At 60.2% G+C, this 3,666-nt stretch carries 3 protein-coding genes; all 3 read right to left on the bottom strand.

The window, feature by feature from the left end; genetic code table 11:
- Positions 1 to 412 precede the first annotated feature (412 nt).
- Positions 413 to 586: a hypothetical protein gene (locus tag Q7L05_RS10475; protein ID WP_303905876.1), complete on the bottom strand. Its 174-nt coding sequence runs from the start codon at positions 584 to 586 to the stop codon at positions 413 to 415.
- Positions 587 to 1,129: 543 nt separating this feature from the next.
- The gene (locus Q7L05_RS10470) at positions 1,130 to 1,522 is read right to left on the bottom strand and encodes a hypothetical protein (protein ID WP_303905874.1); all 393 of its coding nucleotides are present in this window, start codon (positions 1,520 to 1,522) and stop codon (positions 1,130 to 1,132) included.
- 400 nt (positions 1,523 to 1,922) lie between these two features.
- On the bottom strand, positions 1,923 to 3,119 hold the full coding sequence (locus Q7L05_RS10465; RefSeq protein WP_303905871.1) for an SUMF1/EgtB/PvdO family nonheme iron enzyme: 1,197 nt from the start codon (positions 3,117 to 3,119) through the stop codon (positions 1,923 to 1,925).
- Positions 3,120 to 3,666: the final 547 nt, after the last annotated feature.

Below are 3,666 nucleotides of genomic sequence, written 5' to 3'. Positions count from 1 at the left end.
GACCCACAGGGATGTGGGGAATGCAGGAGGATTGCAGGGAGCAATCCCTGCGGACCCACAGGGATGTGGGGAATGCAGGAGGATTGCAGGGAGCAATCCCTGCGGACCCACAGGGATGTGGGGAATGCGGGAGGATTGCAGGGAGCAATCCCTGCCATGCAGGCATGCGCTGACGGGAGAGCAGTCCAAATTTCCTCGATTTTCGTTACGAAATTCACGTTCTCAAAAATCGTGAACATTTTGCCTCGCTCTCGCTACGATTATCCAAGCTCGACAGGCTGCCAACGCGCTGGAATAGGGTCTCAAAAACGCCTCCGGATTCGCTCCGGAGGCGTTTTTTATTCGGCCCTGAAGGCGAGGCACAAAAAAAACCCGCCGAATGGCGGGTTTTTTGTGCCGGGCTTAACGCTCCTTAATTGGGAGCGCTGCAGACCAGCTCCTCCATGATTTTGCCGCTTTCCACTTCCTTGATGATCTTTTCATATTCCGGGCTCAGCGGGCAGCCGCAGGAATGCTCCTTGGTGGCGTGCAGGCGGGCCTGCTCCATGTGCCACTGGGCGACTTTTACGTGTTGGTCTACGTTCATGATGGCTCCTTGTTCGTGAATGGCTAACCGGATTTAGATGCGTTCTAATATACCGGTGCAAGGGATCGGATTCAAGTACCGCGGCTGATACCTCCAGCAATACGGCGGGCCAATGGACTTTGGTCACGCAGGAGGTTTATTTGGCGCAGTTGCACCCGTCGGGAGCGAGGCAGGGACTGGCCGTGGCCTGACGGGGCTATTTATGCAGTGGGGGCTTCCGCGAAAAAGCAGGTGGAACTGCTGGGAGTACCCGATGTTGGTCCAGCGGGAAACCGCTGCCGAAGGATGCCAGCGTACCGAGGGTGCCGGACCTCTGCTGGCCATCGAGCGGGCGCTACAGCGGCTTTATCCGGACGACCGGGTGATGCGGGACTACTGGATTTCATTTCGAAACGAAAAATTGGGGCCTCTCACCGGTGGCGATCATGCTCCGTGTCAAAGGATTCGAAACCCGTGCGGGTACTTTTGGAGTCACGGCAGATGAAACGGCCAGGTTGCAGTAGGACCCGACCGTTTCGATTCCGCCCTCGGGATCGGTTGCCGCTACGGCATCTGCAGCCCGCCACCGGGGCCGCCGCCCATTCCTCCCACTCCGCCGCCCTGTCCAGGGGTAATGATGGAGGAGGCGGATTCGCGGCGCATCTCCTGGAGCTGTTCGAGGGTATCCTGGATGCCCTTTTTGGTCGCTTCGGGGAACTGCTCCAGTGCCTCTTCGAGGGTGTCCACCTCCATTTCAAAGGAGACCGGCAGGGCGCCCATCTGGGTCATCAACTGCGTCTGGCCCAGAAACAGGATTCCACGGCTGTCATCGGTGCTGCCGTCGGTCTTCACCGGGGTCATGCGCCGCAGAATGCCCGCCTGGCGATCGGTGAAGGTGTCTTCACGATAGAGGTTGGCGGTATCCAGTCTGATTTCGGGCAGTTCGTCTTGATTCATGATCCTCTCGTCCGGTTTCTCGACAATGCCTCTAAGGATAACAACTCTGACACGAGGGACGAAAAACACCAGAGGCGTCAGGTTGCTCGCCTCCTCGACACTATAGCTGTTCCGGAATCGTATTTAATACGCTCCTTTGGCGACATACCGAGATGCCGTAGGAGCGGCGGAAGCCGCGATTCGGCATATCGCGACTTCCGTCGCTCCTACATGCATGGACACCAATAGGAGCCTGTTGGGTGGGGTGAGTTATGCGAACCCCGGGCTGATTTTGTTGGGCTTCGTTCCTCAGCGCCAACCTGCATTTTGGACCCCATTGCTATTCTCGGACAGGCTCTTGACCACGCGCCACTCGCCACTCGCCACTCGCCACTCGCCACTCGCCACTCGCCACTGCTTTTTAATGCCAGGGCATATCCGAGCCCGGGAAGACCAGGCGAAGGCCGCTGAACCGGTAGCGATCATCGGGCGCGGCGTGATGGCGATAGCTGGTGTGGCGCAGGATCAGCTGGCTGTGCAGGCAGCCCCCGCGCAAGGGATAGTGATCCGCCTCGAATGCGGTGGCGGCTTCGGGGTACTTCGGTGCAGTGTAGCCGGTGTAGGGCTCGAACGGATTGGCGCACCACTCCCAGACCCGCCCGCGGTCGGTGATCGCCTGGCTGCGCACGGCTACTTCCCACTGGTATTCGTGCTGGAGTACGGCGCCGGCGAGTCGCTCACCCTGAGAGGCGACCCACCTGGCATAGGCCTCGGCCTCATGGCGACTGACTCCCATCACCGGCTCTTCGGCTACCAAATCGAATGGGCCATTCAGGCCGACACCGTACCAGGCACCGGCCGCATCCCGGCGCCAGTGGACCGGATGGTGTGAATGGGACGCCCGCCAGCGGTTGCCCTCCTCGCTCCAGTAGGCGGGCTCGTCGTAGCCGCCGGCCTCCATGAAGCTGAGGAATGCGCCACTGGTCACCGGTAAGGAATCGATGCGGAAGGCGTCGAGTTGTACCACCTGGGTGGGCAGTTCGTTGTCGCGAGCAGCCGGGTCGTCCTTTGCCCCCACCCGGAACATGCCCTTGTGTACATCGACGTGCTGTTCGGAGGGCGGACACGGCTCCAGTGGCGTGCTCACCTGATAAGGAAAGGATTCCTGCAGGCGCCGCGCCGTCAGCTGGGCCAGGGTCCTTTCGTAGAGCCGCCCGTACTCCTGGAGGATCAACAGCGGCAGGCGGTTGTCTTCAAGGGTGGAGTCGGCGGGCAGCAGGCGCTGTGGATTGGCAAGCCGCATGAGATTCTCGTCCTGCAGCTCCAGTGCCCAGTTCAGCAGATGTTCACGGGGAGGGAGCTGTTGAATCAGGGCCTCGTCCGGCTGTACCCCGGCGGCGAACAGCGGGCGCACCCGCGCTGTCATGTCCTCGTCGCCTTCCAGAACCTCACGCAGCCAGTAGGTCTCCACATACACACCGCGGCCGAACAACCAGGCGAGTGGCGGGATTTCGGCGGTAAAGCTGCGGTAGGCGTCGGCATCGGGTACCGACTCCAGGAGGTGCGCCATCATTTGATGCATCTGGCTCAACTGGCCGAGAATTTCGTGCGTTTTCATCTCTTTCTCGCTGTGCGCGCGACAGGCAGTGATCGTAGCCGATGCCGCCCGGAACCGAAACGGGGTGATACGCCTCCGTTTTGTAGGAGCCCGGCCGCTGAGCAAATATTGGTTTCGTTCGGCATTCGCCCTTGGACGGGCTCCTGCGGTGAAAGGAACAACTGGAACAACTCAGGGTAAACGCATACTCCCATTTTTGGTGCCGGCGAGCGAACCAAGTCCTCGATAGCAGGTACGCTGTGAAGACGACCTACAGGGATGTAGGAAGTGAAGATGATGCCGGAGCAATCATCGTTCATCCGTGTACGCTCGACGGCAGCATCCCTCGACAAGTGTGCTCCTGCATTGTCTAACACCGCCATCCCTGGCGGCGTGCTGCCGACGACCTGCTGTCAAGGACTTACACCGCTCGCTTCAAAGTAGGCGGTTGCCCTGAGGAACGACCATAGCGGGAGAGGCTCCTAGGAGCCTGTCGGACTTAACACTGATCGACTCGGCTCGGGCATCCTGCTTCGCTCTGACTCCTCCATCCATGGAGTCGTGCGGA

The organism is Thiohalomonas denitrificans (genome assembly GCF_016841685.1).
GTDB classification, from domain to species: Bacteria; Pseudomonadota; Gammaproteobacteria; order Thiohalomonadales; family Thiohalomonadaceae; genus Thiohalomonas; species Thiohalomonas denitrificans_A.
Note: the sequence above shows the minus strand (reverse complement) of the source record. Positions and strands in the feature narration are given on the sequence as shown.

Coding starts and splice junctions, on each gene's coding strand:
- Q7L05_RS10470 (WP_303905874.1), bottom strand. CDS start 1,522: ATGAATCAAGACGAACTGCCCGAAATCAGACTGGATACCGCCAACCTC.
- Q7L05_RS10465 (WP_303905871.1), bottom strand. CDS start 3,119: ATGAAAACGCACGAAATTCTCGGCCAGTTGAGCCAGATGCATCAAATG.
- Q7L05_RS10475 (WP_303905876.1), bottom strand. CDS start 586: ATGAACGTAGACCAACACGTAAAAGTCGCCCAGTGGCACATGGAGCAG.